General features: G+C 43.6%; 17 protein-coding genes. 10 read left to right on the forward strand and 7 right to left on the reverse strand.

Features of this window, described 5'->3' with window-relative positions:
* Positions 1 to 313 precede the first annotated feature (313 nt).
* From sdhB to EGV91_RS14435, 3 genes are read left to right on the forward strand one after another with little or no spacing between them, the layout of a single operon-like run.
* Positions 314 to 1,084: a succinate dehydrogenase iron-sulfur subunit gene (gene sdhB, locus EGV91_RS14425; RefSeq protein WP_175580322.1), complete on the forward strand. Its 771-nt coding sequence runs from the start codon at positions 314 to 316 to the stop codon at positions 1,082 to 1,084.
* A gap of 59 nt (positions 1,085 to 1,143) precedes the next feature.
* Positions 1,144 to 1,458 carry a cupin domain-containing protein gene (locus EGV91_RS14430; RefSeq protein ID WP_158290624.1) on the forward strand — a complete coding sequence of 105 codons (315 nt, stop codon included), beginning with the start codon at positions 1,144 to 1,146 and terminating at the stop codon, positions 1,456 to 1,458.
* 41 nt (positions 1,459 to 1,499) lie between these two features.
* Positions 1,500 to 1,733 (forward strand): hexameric tyrosine-coordinated heme protein, encoded by a 234-nt coding sequence (locus EGV91_RS14435; protein WP_135504871.1) that lies wholly within the window; start codon positions 1,500 to 1,502, stop codon positions 1,731 to 1,733.
* Between the two features lie 167 nt (positions 1,734 to 1,900).
* Here the strand turns inward: EGV91_RS14435 and EGV91_RS14440 are convergent, their stop codons facing one another.
* Positions 1,901 to 2,677 carry an ion channel gene (locus EGV91_RS14440; RefSeq protein WP_158290625.1) on the reverse strand — a complete coding sequence of 259 codons (777 nt, stop codon included), beginning with the start codon at positions 2,675 to 2,677 and terminating at the stop codon, positions 1,901 to 1,903.
* 202 nt (positions 2,678 to 2,879) lie between these two features.
* Between EGV91_RS14440 and EGV91_RS14445 the strand changes: the two genes are divergently transcribed.
* From EGV91_RS14445 to EGV91_RS14460, 4 genes are all read left to right on the forward strand, one after another.
* The gene (locus tag EGV91_RS14445) at positions 2,880 to 4,121 is read left to right on the forward strand and encodes an MFS transporter (protein WP_241666198.1); all 1,242 of its coding nucleotides are present in this window, start codon (positions 2,880 to 2,882) and stop codon (positions 4,119 to 4,121) included.
* A 115-nt stretch (positions 4,122 to 4,236) separates the two neighbouring features.
* Positions 4,237 to 4,698, forward strand: coding sequence for a GNAT family N-acetyltransferase (locus EGV91_RS14450; RefSeq protein ID WP_135504920.1), 462 nt, complete (start codon positions 4,237 to 4,239; stop codon positions 4,696 to 4,698).
* A gap of 193 nt (positions 4,699 to 4,891) precedes the next feature.
* Positions 4,892 to 6,691, forward strand: a complete 1,800-nt coding sequence (locus tag EGV91_RS14455; protein WP_175580323.1) for a M3 family oligoendopeptidase — start codon at positions 4,892 to 4,894, stop codon at positions 6,689 to 6,691.
* A gap of 115 nt (positions 6,692 to 6,806) precedes the next feature.
* Entirely contained in the window at positions 6,807 to 7,667 is an 861-nt protein-coding gene (locus tag EGV91_RS14460; protein WP_135504875.1) for a DUF2785 domain-containing protein, read from the forward strand.
* A 107-nt stretch (positions 7,668 to 7,774) separates the two neighbouring features.
* Here the strand turns inward: EGV91_RS14460 and lysS are convergent, their stop codons facing one another.
* Positions 7,775 to 9,325 (reverse strand): lysine--tRNA ligase, encoded by a 1,551-nt coding sequence (gene lysS, locus EGV91_RS14465; RefSeq protein WP_135504877.1) that lies wholly within the window; start codon positions 9,323 to 9,325, stop codon positions 7,775 to 7,777.
* Between the two features lie 518 nt (positions 9,326 to 9,843).
* On the opposite strand from lysS, the gene EGV91_RS14470 reads away from it, so the two are divergent.
* A complete protein-coding gene (locus EGV91_RS14470) occupies positions 9,844 to 10,389 on the forward strand; it encodes a GrpB family protein (RefSeq protein ID WP_241666199.1) in 546 nt (181 codons plus the stop codon).
* 138 nt (positions 10,390 to 10,527) lie between these two features.
* On the opposite strand, the gene EGV91_RS14475 is transcribed toward EGV91_RS14470, so the two are convergent.
* Together EGV91_RS14475 and EGV91_RS14480 are read right to left on the reverse strand one after the other, a co-directional pair.
* A complete protein-coding gene (locus tag EGV91_RS14475; protein ID WP_135504881.1) occupies positions 10,528 to 11,355 on the reverse strand; it encodes an SDR family oxidoreductase in 828 nt (275 codons plus the stop codon).
* Positions 11,356 to 11,647: 292 nt separating this feature from the next.
* A complete protein-coding gene (locus EGV91_RS14480; RefSeq protein ID WP_135504883.1) occupies positions 11,648 to 12,055 on the reverse strand; it encodes a MerR family transcriptional regulator in 408 nt (135 codons plus the stop codon).
* Between the two features lie 271 nt (positions 12,056 to 12,326).
* Here EGV91_RS14480 and EGV91_RS14485 point away from each other — a divergent pair, with 271 nt between their 5' ends.
* A complete protein-coding gene (locus tag EGV91_RS14485; protein ID WP_135504885.1) occupies positions 12,327 to 13,367 on the forward strand; it encodes an NAD(P)-dependent alcohol dehydrogenase in 1,041 nt (346 codons plus the stop codon).
* Between the two features lie 91 nt (positions 13,368 to 13,458).
* Here EGV91_RS14485 and EGV91_RS14490 read toward each other — a convergent pair whose 3' ends face one another.
* Genes EGV91_RS14490 through EGV91_RS14500 form a run of 3 tightly spaced genes read right to left on the reverse strand, consistent with a single transcriptional unit; the run spans position 13,459 to position 15,062 of the window.
* Entirely contained in the window at positions 13,459 to 13,944 is a 486-nt protein-coding gene (locus EGV91_RS14490) for a DMT family transporter (RefSeq protein WP_135504887.1), read from the reverse strand.
* Positions 13,945 to 13,955: 11 nt separating this feature from the next.
* Entirely contained in the window at positions 13,956 to 14,624 is a 669-nt protein-coding gene (locus tag EGV91_RS14495; protein ID WP_135504889.1) for a Crp/Fnr family transcriptional regulator, read from the reverse strand.
* Positions 14,625 to 14,636: 12 nt separating this feature from the next.
* Positions 14,637 to 15,062, reverse strand: coding sequence for a DMT family transporter (locus EGV91_RS14500; protein WP_135504891.1), 426 nt, complete (start codon positions 15,060 to 15,062; stop codon positions 14,637 to 14,639).
* A 264-nt stretch (positions 15,063 to 15,326) separates the two neighbouring features.
* On the opposite strand from EGV91_RS14500, the gene EGV91_RS14505 reads away from it, so the two are divergent.
* Positions 15,327 to 16,340, forward strand: coding sequence for a GNAT family N-acetyltransferase (locus EGV91_RS14505; protein ID WP_135504893.1), 1,014 nt, complete (start codon positions 15,327 to 15,329; stop codon positions 16,338 to 16,340).
* Positions 16,341 to 16,377 lie beyond the last annotated feature (37 nt).

The following is a 16,377-nucleotide window of genomic DNA, read 5'->3' on the forward strand; positions in this document are numbered from 1 at the left end:
CACAGTAATTCATTTTGATTAGATTTTATATACATTCTGCTTGATTTACATCAAGGTCTTGGCAGCCGTCATGGCCTATATTAAAGGAAGAGGCGGCAGTAAGGACAAAATAGCCTTGTGCCAATTTGCCGCATTGAAGAAGTTAACGAAAGTGCTTTGGGATTTATTTTCGAAATATTCAGATATAAATGTTATCATTAAATTGCAGTAATTTTTATTCAATAAAATTTTAAGCCGTTCGCGGCTAGGGCGCGTTCTTTAATCTGTACTTGATGTTTATTCGCATATTCATGAAAGAGGGGATTGATATATTGTGGGAGAAGCAGCTAAAACGGTTATTTTGGAAATCGAACGACGAGATACTCCTGATGGAGATTCCTATTGGGAAAAATTCGAATTAGGGTATCGTCCGAACATGAATGTCATCTCGGCATTGATGGAAATCCGGCGGAACCCTGTGAATATGGAGGGTAAAAAAACGACGCCGGTTTCATGGGATATGAACTGCCTGGAGGAAGTATGCGGGGCATGCTCCATGGTCATCAATGGCAAAGCGCGCCAATCCTGTACAGCGTTAGTCGATCAGCTGGAGCAGCCCATTCGGCTGCAGCCAATGAAAACATTTCCTGTGGTCCGTGATTTGATCGTTGACCGCAGTTCCATGTTTGATACATTGAAAAAATTGAAGGCTTGGATTCCGATTGATGGAACTCATGATCTTGGCGAAGGTCCCCGCATGCCGGAACGCAAACGCCAATGGGCGTATGAATTGTCCAAATGCATGACATGCGGAGTTTGCTTGGAAGTATGCCCGAATGTCAATGACAAAACTGACTTTATCGGGGCAGCTCCCATTTCACAGGTGCGCTTGATGAATGCGCATCCCACGGGTGCCATGAATAAAGATGAACGCCTGAATCTACTGATGGGGCCAGGGGGAATCCAACAATGCGGTATGGCCCAAAACTGTGTGGAGTCCTGCCCGAAAGGCATCCCTTTGACAACGTCCATCTCGTCTATGAACCGCGATACGACGATTCAAATGTTCCGCAACTTCTTTGGAAGTGACAGGATGGTGGATTAGGAAAGTAAATTGAAAAAGACAGACACAGTAAATTTATGAAGAAGAATGGAGCAAAAATCATGGCGGTAAAAAATCTGCAGGACCTGCAAACATACGATGAAGAAAAGATGGCTAAACAAATTATTTTCAATGAACCCAAAAGCAAGGCTATCGCGTTTAACTTTCTGCCAGGGCAAGCGATGCCACAGCATGGGCATCCCCATAAAAATGCCTTTGTGTTTGTTATTGAAGGGGAAGGAATATGTTCTCTCGATCACATCGATTCCGCTATTCAACAGGGAGATGCCATTCACTGTAATCCGCAGCAAAAAATCTCGATCAAAAATACAGGAGCCGCATCGATGACGGTATATGTTGTGCTATCGGAAGAATAGATCAGCCGGTTTTTATTCTTGAAATTAAAGGAGGGAATTTGATGAGCCAAGAATCATGGTTGCCGACATTAAAGACGGATACACCTGAGGAAGGGTACAACTTAGCCATCAAGTTAGCACGTAAAGCTGTAGGACTGACGCAGCCTGATGAAAATGTCCGTAAAAAATTGCGTCCAGTTTATGCAAATAACGCAGATAGTCTTATACTCGCTTCCCAAGTCGTCGCTATCAATTTTCAAACAGTCGCTGCAGCCAATAATTACTGGAGAGATTAAGTGCCTTTATTCAACATGAAATAAGTTGCTTGGTGGTTTTAAAAGTGCAGAGTGGAAGACCGTGACCTAATCCCATACAAAAAAACCGGCGGAGAAAAAGAATTTCTTTTTCTCCACCGGTTTTATTGTCAAGGGCTTTTAAAACAAGCTTATTATAGACCCCGAGATTATTTCTCTTCAGAAAAGATGGAATTTACGGCCATCTTCGCTATCGTCCCATTGGACATGATAAACTTATCCACTTTTATGTGTGAGAAACTTGCGAGATGTTCTTCCCGCTCCACTTCCACTGTCGTATATACATCTGGAGACATTCTTTCGACAGTAGTGGCAATCAGAAGGGATTTTCCATCCGTCAGCATCTGATCATCGATCCGGTCATCTGCAAAAATCAGGACCGCTTTCGCCTGTTGGACATTTGCCTGCCGCAGTACTTTTTCGTGCGTGGCATTTCCTCTGACATAGTGAATTCTTGTATTGGACTCTTTTGTTTTTTCAATCCGATCAATCACCACGATTTCGATTTGGTCATCTTGCTTCAGTATCTCCGCAATGGCATTTTCCGCTTTATATGACCAATCGATGATGACGATATGATTTTGCCCCTTGAACATCAACTCACCTCTTTCTTCGCGTTTCTTATGTAAGGACAGGCTTTCAATCGCTTTTCCGATGAATGAAGCAAACAATCCGATGCCGATTATGTATAGAAAAACAGCTGTAAAAATTCTTCCTGCACCGGTGGAAGGATAAAGGTCGCCGTAACCGACTGTGAGGATCGTCGTCATGGTGAACCACAATGAATCTGCATAATTGGTGAAAGTTGACGGCTCGATTACCGGCAGCATGAACGTACTGAATGCAATTAGGATGATTGTACTGGCCGTAAGTATAAGCCAGGACAGGCTAGTCGCCTGCAGGTAAAGCCGGCGGAGTATAATCAATTCCGGACCTCCTTTTTTACTTTTAGTATACACCATTGAATGTACTTGCCGGCTGCCCGGTTTTTACTGGTCAAAGCTACCTTTTAAGGGAGGTGATTTTTAGTTGTTTTTAATAGTGAAATTAATGTTAATATATGGTTATAGTTGTTTAGAGCCAATTAATGTAAAACATTATACAGTTTTCGAAAGCAGGGGATCAGATGTGCATGAAAATATAGGGCAGTGGAAAAATCCAGCAGTATTGTTGGCTTCACTTGGTATTGCCAGCATCGGCGACTTTATTTACCTGGTTGCGATTAATATCATCGTTTATCAAATGACCGGTTCTGCAGCGGCTGTGGCCGGACTTTGGATTATCGGGCCGCTTGTCAATATCTTGACGAAGTTTTGGACAGGAAGCTTTATTGATTACCGCAGCAAGAAAAAGGTGATTATGGTCACTTATCTTTTAAGGGCGGGGCTTATTGTGCTCATTCCATTGGCACCTACTATCGCCGCCATCTACGCAATCTTGGTTCTCTTAAGCATCGCCAAATCCTTTTTCGGGCCTTCTTCAATAACCTACACCACGATGCTCGTCCCTAAAATGAAGCGGAAACGCTTCAATGCAATCCGTTCTGTCACTTCTTCAGGAGCTTTTATCATTGGCCCAGCGATCGGAGGGACCTTGCTTCTGGTTTCGTCTGTTCACACAACCCTTTGGATAAATGCGATTTTCTTTGTGATTGCAGCGCTGCTTCTTGGGTGGCTTCCAGAGAAGGAAGCAATTGACCGTGAATCGATTCCAGCGATGACCTTTGCTCAAGTATGGAGTGATTTTACAGTAGTAAAAGAGTTTATTTCCCAAAACAAATACATAGCCTTTATTTACCTAAGCTTCATACTGGTCATGATTTTTTCATTCGCCATGGATGCCCAGGAAGTCGTTTTTACGCAACAGGTGATCGGGTTGTCGGAAGTGGATTATAGCCTCTTGATCAGTATCACCGGTATCGGCTCAGTCAGTGGCGGCATTTTGCTTTCCGTCTTTTCGTCAAGATTCTCATTAAGGGCAATGATTGTGCTAGGGGTAATGATGACGGCAGCCGGCTACGTCATTTATGCATTTTCGTGGTCATTCATGACCATTACGGTCGGATTCCTGATTTTAGGGTTTTTCAATGTATTCATGAATGCAGGAATCTCTACTTTTTACCAAAACAACATCCCAGTCCACCTGATGGGAAGAGTCACCAGTATATTTCAATTAATCCAGAGCGGCTTGCAGGTAATATTCATATTGGGAATCGGCATCTTGTCGGATTTAATTTCCTTGCGGATCACCATAGCCGCTTTGGCCATCATCATGCTCGGATCCGCTATCGTATTTTCTTACTTCGTAATGAAGCCGTTGAAAGCTGAATTCTATCTGGAAGAAGATGCAGAAACAGAAGTGCTGGTTTAGCAAATGCCTTTGTTTTTTAATAAATCAATGGTTTTGAATAAAAACTAGGATGCAGTCAAAAGGCTGTTCATATGTAAAACTGAAATTATGAGAGGAAGTGGAGCAACTGAGTTTGATGAAAATACAAGAAGAAATACAGTTTCAACAAATTACCGAGGAATTCGAAAATGAAGCCAGAGAGCTTGTTTTGAAGGGACTAGAAGAGCGTTTTGGATTTATCGATCCCAGTTACAATCCGGATTTGAGAAACATTATACAAAGCTATACGCGAGAAGGGGCTGTATTTTTAGTTGGCATTTATAACAGACGAGTTGTTTGTTCCGGCGCAATTTCCTTTGAAACACCAAATGTAGGAAGAGTGGGTCGAATGTCCGTCCTTAAAGAATACAGAAGAGCAGGTATTGCGAAACGGATGATTCATTGTTTGGAGTCGTGGGCCATTCAATACGGCTATCAGCAATTGGTTCTGGAAACGAATAACGAGTGGCATAACGCAATTGAATTCTATAAGAACAGAGGTTACACTCTGAGTTTCAACGATGGCCAGTGCAGCCATTTTGTTAAGGATCTGCTTTAAGATTTCAAACGAAGTAGAAGATATAGAAAAGGGAATGCGGTTCTTGAAAAACGAAATTTATACGAGTTTGATTTTAAATGTTAATAATAGAAATACTATTAATCTTATTTATTTAAGCTACTTCTAGATAAATCTATTCGCTTAAGAGTATAGGAATTAATCAAAGTACATAAAGAAAGGAAGAAGATTGACTTTGAACCCATTAACAGCGCAAAACTGGAATCTCGATTCATTATACGAAGGTGGAACCCGTTCTATTAAACTAAAACAACTCATAAATGGTTTGGTCGAGAACCTGCATATATTAGTCATAGATTTAGAAGCTCAAGAGCCTAAACTTAAAAACCAGGAGTTCCAAACACTTCTCAATATTATGGATCGTTTTCAATCTGTCTTGATCGAATGGCAAGAGCTGGATGAATTCGTGACGTGCTTGCATTCTGAGAATGTCAAAGATACTACTGTATTAACATTAATGGATAAAAGCGCGGAACTAAAAGCGATAATGGACACTGTAAAAATAAATTTGCATCATCTCTTAGCTGCGATACAGGAAGATACATGGAATGAATTTATTAACTTGGAAGCAGTTAAACCGATTTCCTTTTATTTAAATAAAGAGAGACAGGCAATTAAGGATAGGTTGCCAAGGGAAATGGAAAAACTAATCAGCGACTTATCGGTTAATGGAATAAAAGGCTGGGAACAGCAGCAACAATTAATGCTATCAAAGTTGAGAGTTTCAATTGAGCTGGATGGAATAGAGACGGAAGTTTCTATTGGACAAGCCATGAACTATGCAATTCATTCAAAAGATCCGGGTTTGCGTAAGCTTGCAGCACAAGGAATTAACAATACATGTGAAGCCGAAGCTGACTCTTTTGCTTCCATTCTTAATCGAATTGCAGGATCCCGTTTAGACGTTTACGAACAACGCGGCTGGCCAAATATTTTAAAGGAAGCTGTTGAACAAAATGACCTCAATGAAGCAACTATAGATGCTGTACTGGCTTCGATCAGCCAGAACAAAGACCTCTATCAAGCTTATATTCAAAGAAAGGTGAAGTTGACCGGATCCGGGGAAACAAGTTGGTTCGATTTGGCTTCGCCCATATTTGCATCTGCAGAAAAAGTATCTTATGCCGAGGCAAAAAGCATAATCATTAAGCAGTTTAATCGCTTTAACTCAAAGTTAGGCTCGTTTGCAGAGAAAGTATTCGCTGAGGACTGGGTTGAAATGGAAAATCGTGCAGATAAAGCAGAAGGTGGTTTTTGTGCTTCTATGCCATTAGCCGGGGAAAGCCGAATCTTTTTCACATACCGAGAGATCTACCAAGATGTAGTAACCTTAGCACATGAAATAGGGCATGCCTATCACAATTTCATCCTTCATGGAGAACCGGCTTTAGCTCAACAAAAAGGTACAAGCATTGATGAGACAGCCTCTACTTTCATGGAAAACCTTGTGCTTGATGCCGTAATCAATCAGACAACAAATGAACAAGAAAAACTTGCTCTTCTTGAAATGAAAATCAAAAACGGCCTAATGTATATTGGAACGGTTCCAAATATGTTTCTGTTTGAACAGCAATTTTATCGAAAAAGAAAAGAAGGGTTAGTAACAGTCGATGAAATACAATTTTTGTTGAGCGAAGTTGAAAATGCCTTCTACGAAGGTGAGGTTGAAAATTTGGGTCTCTATAAGTGGATGTATATCAGCCATTTTTATGATGCGGAGATCCCTTTCTATAATATTCCCTATACGATTGGCTATTTATTCAGCAGCGGAATTTATGAAATGGCCCGAGCAGAACCAAATGGATTTGCAGAGCGATACGACAGCCTATTGCGCGATTCCGGAAGAATGACAGTAGAACAATTGGCACAAACATTTTTAGATGCAGATATTTCAATGAGTGAATTTTGGAATAATTCTCAACAATCGTTAAGAGAAGCCATTGAGGAGTACTTAAGATTGACAGAAAAGTTTTGATAAGAAAAATATAGCACCTAGCAAGTTTGGGATAATGTGATTAGGAATCAAAATGATGCAGAACAACTCGCAGAGGTAGTGAGTTTTTTAAAGTGAAGTTTAGAGGAGCGTTAACTTGAAAGCGAATCACGAATTAAAAGAAATGCTTTGGCGATTTAAAGGCATGAATAACGAAGAACTGAAACTTGAGGTTAGCCAGGGTGAAAATCAGCTAATGGCATCGCTTTTAAAACATATTGGATCACCAGACGCTGAATTAAGAGATCAATTAATCTATAGTACATTTCATAGACTTATAGATGAAGAAATGCTGAGTATGCATAGTTTAAAGTCGGTATTAAAAACTTGCTTGGATCAAGAACATTTATTTCTAGGCATAGGGGAAAGAACTGCAGATTCTGTCTTTACACGTTCTTTTTCTTCTTTAGTGATAGCGGCTATTTTGGAGAAAGACAAAAACAAAAGGTTTTTAACGGAAAGCATTTTTAGTGGAGTATTCGAGAAAATTCAGGATTACTTAATCGCCGAACAAGATACAAGGGGGTACATAGATGAAAAAGGATGGGCACACAGTATAGCGCATGGTGCTGATATGTTGGCGTCAGCAGTGGGGCATCCGTGTTTTCCTATCGAGGAGTCAAAAGTTGCGCTTAACTCTGTGGAACAATGCTTATTTAAAAAGGGAATCTATGTCGATGACGAAGATGAAAGGCTTATATTTATCATTGATGCTCTTCTAGACAAAAGTTTCTCGGAAACAGAATTAGAGAAATGGACCCTGCATATTTTTAATGAGCTGGAAGCAATTTTTCAGGCCGAAGGATTTTCTTTCGCCTTTTTTCAAAGAAAAACAAACATAATCAATTTCATGAAAACTTTGTACTTCCGACTAGGATTTAAAAATAGAGGGGACCAAGTAACGTGCTCCATTAAAGTTAATCTAAAGCTGTGGCATGAAAAAGTGTACACAAGTTAGTAACTTAATCAATTTCCAGTTTCAAGAATTTTTAGTGCTGAATTACAGAGCAAGAGAGAGAAGAGGCTTATTAAAGCGCATCGTCTCTCTCTTGCTTTTTTAAAATATTAGTCAAATGAAATCAATGAAATAAAACGATCAAATCCGACGGTTTGAACCAGTAAAGGAATCCGTGGCCCTTGATCTTCTGTAAGTGTCAGCTGATAAAGAATGCGAGACATTTCTTTCTGATATTGTTGAGTCTGTTTTTTATCTGCACTTCGCGTTACCGCATAAAATGCATCAAGCACTTTTCCATGAGCATTATCTATTGTCTGTAAACAGTCTACAAATTCACCCAAGGTTTTTTTATGGGGGCTGTCCAATTGCTGATAGAAGCCGGAATTTGGCGCAGCACGAATATTGAATTTCCGTTCCAGAGACCAGTTGGCAATCCAATACTCAATGCGGTCCAGTTGCTGTCCGAGTGGGATCTCATCATATTCCAATTTCTCCTGATCTAAAACGCTCTTTAAAACATGGCGGTTAAAGTCGGTCATAGGAGCTATGGCAGCCATTTGGGCAAAAGCGGGCGTTTTTCCGGTCTCGCCGATTGCGCCACTCCACCTAAGAATTTGTTTCATCTCTGTCGACTGTCGATCAAAATTCGCAAGGTACCTTTCAAATTCGGAATAATTGCGAATGACATCTTCATCGAAACCGATATGAAAAGAAGTAGAGGTTTTCTGTTTGGCGAAGAGAAACAAAATCAGGCTTGGCGGATAGATTTTTAGTAATTCGTCAGGTGTTATCAAGTTGCCGCTGGAACTGGACATTTTTTTCGAATGCCCTTTAAGCCGAATGAATTCATAAGGCAGATAAATAGGTGCTTCGTAATCGAAAATCCTCATGGCAATCTCTTTTGAAACCGTATAACTTCCTGAAGCCGACGAGTGATCTCGGCCACCGGGTTCAAAATCGACTTGTTCGGCTGCCCAACGCATCGCCCAGTCAACTTTCCAGTTTAATTTAGCGCGATGTTCCTTACGGAGCGAAACCTCGTCTTTGAAGCCGCAAGCACAGGAGTAAGAGTAAGATTCCGTTTCAGAAGACCAGGAATGAATGGTGGTGGAGTCTTTTCTGCACTCCTTGCAATAAACGGTCAGTGGATAAAAAGCATCCCGCTCCCTAGTTGAATGGGCGCTCGTTTTGTATTTCACAAGAATATCGTAGATCGCTTTTCTCTGGTTGAGCGCGTGAATGATTTGATTGGTGTATCGGCCACTTCGATATTCCTGGTTTTGATAAATATAATCAGGCTGTATTCCGAACAGTTCCAGGGTTCGCTCAAATTCCACTTCGAAGTGGCGGGCGTAGGAGGATTGTTCGTTCCAGGGATCCGGTGTTTCACTATAAGGCATCCCGATAAATTGTTCAAAGTGTTCAGGAACATTTAACGGCACTTTTCGGAAACGATCATAATCGTCCCACGAGAAAAGAAAACGAACTTTTTTTCCTAAATCTAACAACGCCTGCACAACAAAGTGCGTAGTCACGACTTCCCTAAAATTTCCGATGTGCACGGAACCCGATGGACTGATTCCTGAAGCACACACGTATTCTTGTTTCTCTGGATGCCTTTCAATAATTTGTCTTGCCACTTCTTCTGCCCAGTGCATAATCATTCCCCCTAAATAGTTTCCACATAAAAAAGCAGCTAATCCCCGTCCCTAAGAAATTAATCTTAAGGACGGGGATTAGCTGCCCGTGGTACCACCTCAGTTTGTTGATGCGTCACCGCATCAACCTCTTCGCGTGCCAAAAAAAGATACGCTATCTCGTTAACGGGAGATCCCGTCGCAGCATCATCCCTTCAGGAATCCGTGCGAAGCTCCGAGGCTTTATTCAAGAAAGAAAAGGTAGATCCGCTTTCACTGTCCGGACTCGCTTTGCACCAAGTTTCTTAATTTACTCTTCTCATCAATGCTTTCGGTATACTATTATCTATAGAATATACAGATTATTCCCAAAGGAAGTCAACTGTTTTTGAAATTTATTTTGAAATAGATAAAATACGAGCGCTGGATGGCATTGGTTTTTTTCTTTTTATTTCAGTTCATTCGCCTTTTTCTTTTACATTGCTAAAAATCCATTCGGAAATGACAGTTTTTAAATTCACCTAAAAGGAGTGCATAAAGTGAAAAAAGTCGTGATAGAGACATATAATCCCGCTTGGCCGCAGCGATTCAATGAACTGAAATTGGCCCTTGAAAAAGGATTGCCGAATTTAATACAATCCATCGAACATGTTGGAAGCACATCTGTGCCCGGACTTAGCGCAAAACCTATCTTGGATGTCGACATCGTTATCGATCATCGGGACTTGCTGCCTGAGGTGTTCGATCACCTCGAAAAAATGGGTTATTATCACAGAGGTGATTTGGGAATAGAAGGCAGGGAAGCATTTGCGCGAGTCGATGGGTATGTGCCGTGGGATGGAACGGATACTGTTTGGATGGAGCATCATTTATACGTTTGCTCAAAAGAAAGCGCGGAACTTCAAAGGCATGTGGCTTTTAGGGACTATCTCCGGAACAATCCGTCAGCAGCATATGAATACGGAGAGTTGAAAAAGAAGCTAGCAGCTTCTGCGATCGACCGGACTGCCTATACGGATGGGAAAGATGCTTTTGTTCATTCGATATTGAACCTTGCCTTTAAAGAGGTAGACGGCAAGAAATGACTAGCTGCTTCTCTTTAGAAAAAGCAAAAAATGAGCAACTTTTAAAGCGAAAAAATATTAAATATCAAACAAACAAAAACCCCGAAGAGGCCACTTTTTAAGTGTCCATCTTTCGGGGATCAATCGTTTTCTGCACTCTTATTGATCTTCAGTTGTTTTTTTCCAGCTGTCGTCCATGACCATTTTGCCAGGCCATGTGTAAGCGGTAATGCCGCCGTCTACTACGATGTCTTGGCCTGTTAGGTAAGAACTGTCGCTTGAGACCAAGAACAAAACAGTCGTGGCGATTTCTTTGGGATCGCCGAGGCGGCCTAAAGGTGCCAGCCATCTATTCGACTCTCTGAATTGCTTGCCGCTTTCTTCGTCTTTTGGTCCAGCCAATTTATCGATCAGCGGTGTTTCAATCGTTCCGGGGGAGACGGAGTTTGCGCGAATTCCGGATCTGCCGTATTCGATTGCCAGGGATTTTGTGAAATTGATGATGCCGCCTTTTGCTGCGTTATAACCCGAGCGGTTCAAGTCGGCAAAACTTCCGGACATGGAGGCGTTGTTGACGATTGCACCGCCATTTTTCAGCATAAGCGGAACGAAATACTTGCTCACGAGGAACGTACCGCGCAAATCGGTTTCAATGATCTCGTCAAACAAGCTAACGGGATATTCGTGCACTTGGCCGCCTTCTTCATCGATTCCAGCATTATTGAACAAGGCATGGATCGTGCCGTATTCCTCTTTAACATGGTTTGCAAAGTTCTTAACTTCCTCTTCTTTTGCGATATTCACGCCAAAGCTTTTCGCTTTGCCGCCATTTTTATTGATTTGGTCTACTGTTTCCTGCAACTCTTCCTGCTTGATATCCGCGATGAGCACCGTTGCGCCTTCCTCTGCAAAAACTTCTGCAGTGGCTTTACCGATACCGGTTGCGCCGCCTGTGATCACCGTAACTTGATCTTGTAATCTTCCCATATTCTTTTCCTCCTCTGATTTGGAATTAACAATGTTCCTGAAAAGATTCCAGAAACACAGCCAATAAGAACGAATTCCCCGAACCTGTCGGGGCTGTTTATTTATCGAGATACTTTCCTTAAAATACCACGAGAATACAGGGTTAAACTGCTTTTCCAAATGTAACCGCTTAACCCTGAAAAGTTTTTTATTTCAGACTAGAAAAGTTCTGATGTAAGCGACAGGGCTAGATCAAATTAAAAACCACCTGCATTTCATCCATGAAAATGGAATGCTGGTGGTTTTAAATCCTTCATGATATTTCGATTTTACCGGTTTTGTGGATGTCTTCGGTTCCAGCTTCCAAAGCCGTTTGGTAATACAGGCATTTATGTTCGATGATTTCCATTGTTTTTTTCAGTTCTTCCATCTGTGCGTTGACGATCGCTTTCCGTTCCATAAACATGTCAAAACGGTTTTGGAGTGTGGAATCTCCATCCGTGCACCAGTCGATGAAATGCTTAATTTCTTTGATGGGCATGCCGGTGGCTTTCAGGCATTCAATGATTTTTAAAGCGGCGATATCCGAGTCTTTAAACAAGCGGGTCCCGCTTTCAGTCCGTTCGATAAAAGGCATCAGCCCTTCTTTGTCGTAATAGCGCAAAGTGTATACCGAGAGGTTCAATTCTTTTGCCACTTCGCTGATTGAATATGTGCTCATGTTGTCGTTCCTCCTTTTGCAGATCTAAACCTCGAGCGAACTCGATGAAATGCGAAAAGCTTATCACGGCATTTATGGTATGTCAAAGCTCTGTGCCGCAAACTTCTCGAGAAAATGACCTTATCGCTTGCCCTAGAGTTAACTCTAAGGGTTACGATAGGCTTGCAAGGGGAAAAGATGCGAAGAGGCAAATGAAGCAAAATATAAATTCATTGCCTTTTGCACAAGCAATAAATTCTCTTGAACACTACAAACTCTTGGAGGTTTTTCTATGTATACTGCTAAAGCACGGGCTGTTGACGGCCCAAAAAAATCGTTTCAGGCGACTGAAATCCAGCGCCGCGACCTTGATACACATGATGTTCTGATTGAAATCCATTTTGCCGGCATCTGCCACTCAGACATCCATACTGCACACGGGGAATGGGGCGAAGTGAATTATCCGCTCGTACCTGGCCATGAAATTGCTGGTATGGTCACGGAAATAGGGCCGGAGGTCTCGAAATATAAAGTGGGCGACCGTGTCGGGGTCGGATGTATGGTTGACTCATGCGGTGAATGTGATAATTGCGAACGCGGGGAAGAGCAATATTGCCAAAAAGGCATGGTGCCTACTTACGCGGGAGTGGATAAATACGGTGAACCGACACAAGGCGGCTATTCAAGCCACATCGTCGTAGTTGAGGACTTTGTTCTTGGAATTCCTGATGGCATCGAGCTTGATGCTGCTGCACCGCTATTGTGTGCAGGGATTACGACATTTTCTCCGTTGAATCATTGGAATGCGGGTCCAGGCAAGAAAGTAGCCGTTGTCGGAATGGGCGGGCTTGGCCACATGGCTGTCCAAATTGCACATGCCATGGGAGCTGAAGTGACTGTCTTGTCCCAGTCGTTGAAGAAAAAAGAAGACGGGATGGCATTGGGCGCAGACGAGTACTATGCGACAAGCGATCCGGAAACATTTAAGAAACTGGCCGGGAAGTTTGATTTGATCATCAATACGGTCAGTGCAAAAATCAACCTGGATGATTATTTAGGGCTGATTGCGCTAAACGGCACATTGGTAAATGTAGGTGCGCCTGCAGAACCGCTGCCTGTCAGTGTCATGAATTTGATCGGCCACCGCCGTTCATTTGCAGGATCATTGATTGGCGGCATCCAGGAAACTCAGGAGATGCTGGATTTCTGTGCAAAACATGATATCGCACCGATGATTGAAGTGATTTCGGCCGACCGCATTGACGAAGCCTATGACCGCGTTTTGGCTTCCGATGTGAAGTATCGATTCGTCATTGACGTCAGCACGATGTAAAGTTTCCAATTGATCCGTTTTAAAGCATAAACAAAAGGCGTCTTAAAAGCTTAGCTTTTAAGACGCCTTTTTATGTGTTCAGCTTCTGTTTTCAGGCACGGTTCGCTTGCACTCTTTCAGAGGAATCGGCGCTCATGGGTTCGGGTTTCGGCCCGAGCTGGAACAGTAAAGCACCGCTGCCGATCAATACAAGCGCAGCAAGTGATTGCCACGTGAACGGAACTTGCTCAAGGCCGAACCAGCCGAGCGTGTCCCACATGAGGCCGAAGAAAATCTGGGATACCATGACAAGCGAAATGGCGGCACTCGGCCCTAAGTTCTGCACGCCTTGTGTGACGCAGGCGACGACGCCGACGCCGATGATGCCGCTGAACCAGAACCACGGCTCTGCCTGGAACTTGAAAAGCGCTGTGCCTTCAAAAGCGAGCCCCGCTGCCAATGACGCCGCAAAGCCGAGCAGCAACACGAGGGCAGTGGTCGCCCATACGCTGACTTTCTTTTTGACGTTGGCGTTGAAAATGTTTTGGAGGCACACGAACGTGCCGCCGAGTAAAGCCAATAAAATGCCGATGGCCATGCGATTTCCTCCTATTCGTAAATGTTCTGCCCCGTCTGTGCAAGCAGGGCGCTGCGGTCGGTGATGGTGATCTTGCCGCGTTTCTTGACAAGCCAGCCTTGTTCTTCGAAATGCTTCAAGACCCGGTTTAAATGCCGATAGCTCGTGCCGATCAGATCGGCCATGTCGACGAGCGAGGTGGAATCGAGCGTCGTTTTGTTCGGTGTCATTGCCAGTAAATAACTCGCAACCCGGACATCCACCGTGTAAAGCAGGTTGAAGTTCATGGCATGCGATTTGATTTCGAATTTTCGGGTGATCGATTCGAGCAGAAATTGCAGCCATTCGGCGTTGCCGGCCATTTCGCTTTCCAGCACCTCGTATGGAATGCGGATGACGGTCGTCGCGGTGACGGTTTCGACGGTATTGATCAGCTGGCATTTCCGAACGTATTCAACATCGCCGACAAAATCAAAAGGGGATTTGAATGCTACAATAAGGCGCTTGCCTTCAGGCGACAACATTGAAATTTTCAACTTTCCTTCGGCCAGCAAATACAGGGCATGGGCTTCTTCGCCTTGTGCAAAAAGTTGGCTGCCACTGGCGAACGTTTCCAGCCGCATCGTTTTTTTGACACTCTCCGGAAACATGGTGGCCAGCCCGAATTTCTCCAGATAGACTGCTATCACTTGTTTCTCCATCCCGTCACTCCTTTACCATTTCAAGACAATAACACCCGCAATCATCAACGCAACGCCAAGGATCTGGCTGCGGCCAATATTCTTTTTCGGCATATCCAGCCAGCCTTTTGTGTCGATTACTACAGCGGTAATCAGCTGTGCAATCAAAAACAAGCCGATTGTCAGTGTGACGCCCATGCGGTGGACCGCTGTCATATTGCTGAACAGCACGATTGCCGCCAACATCCCGCCGGATGCATAAAGCGGAGGCACCTGCGGCAAGTTCCGGTACGAGCGGTCTTTCAGCGCCAAGACGATTGCCAGCGCCAGGACGAATCCGGTGAATTGCGTCATCGTCGCTGCTTGCCATGTGCCGATTCCATTGCTGATGGCGGCGTTCGCAACACTTTGGAAGGTCAGAAAAAAACCTCCTGCCAATGCGAATAAAATGCCTTTCATGGCTTTCACGCTCCTTTTTTCTTTACTTTAAAGCTTATCTGCAAAGCTCAAAAGGACTTATGTCCCATTATTATTCCGCTCTTGCCTCCGCATGTCCAGCCCAACTGGAAAAGAATGAAAAAATTTTTAGAAGATAGAATTTTCACTCAATTTTCACTTAAGGATTGTAGAATGGAAAAAAGCGCGACGCCTGGCATAAAAAATGCGGAAATAGGCGCGCACAGTGGAAATTTAGACAAATGACGAGAGAAGCGGGGCTATGATATGGCAGACATCTACTTTGACGAACGCTACGGGCGTTTATTCGAAAAAATTGAAGCGGGGCATTTTGAGGTATTCGAATTTCAGCATGAGTCCGGTGCGATCCGGCATTCGTTCATCAAGCGTGAAATTCCTGTGCCGCTGGCTGGGCGGCAATATTATGATCTCGTGACGCCATACGGCTATGGCGGCCCGCAAATCCTGCACTGTGCAGAAGGCAAAAAAGAGGAATTGGTGCAGGCGTTTGAACGGGTGTTTCAGCGTTATTGCGCCGACAACGATGTTGTCAGCGAGTTCGTACGCTTCCATCCTGTGCTCCAAAATGCGCAAGACTTTCTGAAGTGCTACGATGCGGTGTATTTGCGCGATACCGTGGGGACGAACCTGGAAGACGGCGAGGCGTCCATCGACTTGGAATTCTCCAAATCGACGCGCAAGAACATCCGACAGGCGCTGAAGGCCGGTGTTGAATACCGCACTGTGCTAAATCCGCAGGACTTGAGTGCATTCAAGCGCATTTATTACGCAACAATGGAACGCAACCAAGCCGATTCGTTTTATTATTTCGGCGATGATTATTTTGAGGACTTGATGGCGCTGTTGGGCGGCAACGTGTTATTGGTTGAAGTGCTCTACAACGGGCAAGTCATCGGAGCAGGATTGAATTTCATTTACGGAAAGTTGGCGCATACGCATTTGTCAGGCACGCTTGCGGAGTTCAACCACCTGTCGGCAGCATCGGTGTTGAATTATGCGCTGGCTTTATGGGGAATTGAGCACGATGTGGCATTGATCCACGGCGGTGGAGGCCGGTCGAACAGCCCGGACGACAGCCTTTATCTTTTCAAAAAACAATTCGGCAGACAGACTGCTTTTAAATTTTACACCGGAAGAAAAATATGGAATAAAGCAGTTTATCACGAATTATGCGAACGGCTGGAGGCTGGAGGAAAACCGGAATTTTTCCCGGCATACCGTTCCGAGCCGGTGCGTCCGCAAGAACTTAACCGGGTATGAACAAATAATCAGCTGAAAGCAGAAAAATAGCGCGGTG

The organism is Planococcus koreensis (assembly GCF_004761975.1).
Classification (GTDB): Bacteria; Bacillota; Bacilli; order Bacillales_A; family Planococcaceae; genus Planococcus; species Planococcus koreensis.

What these genes read in the sequence shown, in the direction of transcription:
- EGV91_RS14490 (WP_135504887.1), bottom strand. Translation starts at nt 13,944, where the DNA reads ATGGCCATCGGCATTTTATTGGCTTTACTCGGCGGCACGTTCGTGTGC.
- EGV91_RS14450 (WP_135504920.1), top strand. Translation starts at nt 4,237, where the DNA reads ATGAAAATACAAGAAGAAATACAGTTTCAACAAATTACCGAGGAATTC.
- EGV91_RS14480 (WP_135504883.1), bottom strand. Translation starts at nt 12,055, where the DNA reads ATGAGCACATATTCAATCAGCGAAGTGGCAAAAGAATTGAACCTCTCG.
- lysS (WP_135504877.1), bottom strand. Translation starts at nt 9,325, where the DNA reads ATGCACTGGGCAGAAGAAGTGGCAAGACAAATTATTGAAAGGCATCCA.
- EGV91_RS14435 (WP_135504871.1), top strand. Translation starts at nt 1,500, where the DNA reads ATGAGCCAAGAATCATGGTTGCCGACATTAAAGACGGATACACCTGAG.
- EGV91_RS14505 (WP_135504893.1), top strand. Translation starts at nt 15,327, where the DNA reads ATGGCAGACATCTACTTTGACGAACGCTACGGGCGTTTATTCGAAAAA.
- EGV91_RS14430 (WP_158290624.1), top strand. Translation starts at nt 1,144, where the DNA reads ATGGCGGTAAAAAATCTGCAGGACCTGCAAACATACGATGAAGAAAAG.
- EGV91_RS14485 (WP_135504885.1), top strand. Translation starts at nt 12,327, where the DNA reads ATGTATACTGCTAAAGCACGGGCTGTTGACGGCCCAAAAAAATCGTTT.
- EGV91_RS14500 (WP_135504891.1), bottom strand. Translation starts at nt 15,062, where the DNA reads ATGAAAGGCATTTTATTCGCATTGGCAGGAGGTTTTTTTCTGACCTTC.
- EGV91_RS14475 (WP_135504881.1), bottom strand. Translation starts at nt 11,355, where the DNA reads ATGGGAAGATTACAAGATCAAGTTACGGTGATCACAGGCGGCGCAACC.
- EGV91_RS14495 (WP_135504889.1), bottom strand. Translation starts at nt 14,624, where the DNA reads ATGGAGAAACAAGTGATAGCAGTCTATCTGGAGAAATTCGGGCTGGCC.